We start from the raw sequence: 359 nt of genomic DNA, 5'->3' as shown, positions 1-359 counted from the left end.
CACGAAAGTGTCAACAAACAGAGATTGAACTGAAGAGTTTGATCCTGGCTCAGATTGAACGCTGGCGGCATGCTTTACACATGCAAGTCGAACGGCAGCACGGGCTTCGGCCTGGTGGCGAGTGGCGAACGGGTGAGTAATACATCGGAACGTACCCAGAAGTGGGGGATAACGCAGCGAAAGTTGCGCTAATACCGCATACGTTCTACGGAAGAAAGTGGGGGACCTTCGGGCCTCATGCTTTTGGAGCGGCCGATGTCTGATTAGCTAGTTGGTAGGGTAAAGGCCTACCAAGGCGACGATCAGTAGCTGGTCTGAGAGGACGACCAGCCACACTGGAACTGAGACACGGTCCAGAC

Annotated in this window: 1 rRNA gene; it reads left to right on the top strand. The window is 54.3% G+C overall.

Annotated features, from left to right (window positions below):
* Nucleotides 1-26 precede the first annotated feature (26 nt).
* Nucleotides 27-359 (top strand): 16S ribosomal RNA (locus LCI23_RS20305); the annotation flags it as partial.

This window comes from Massilia sp. MS-15, from assembly GCF_020176695.1.
GTDB classification, from domain to species: domain Bacteria; phylum Pseudomonadota; class Gammaproteobacteria; order Burkholderiales; family Burkholderiaceae_D; genus Telluria; species Telluria hydrophila.
Note: the sequence above shows the minus strand (reverse complement) of the source record. Positions and strands in the feature narration are given on the sequence as shown.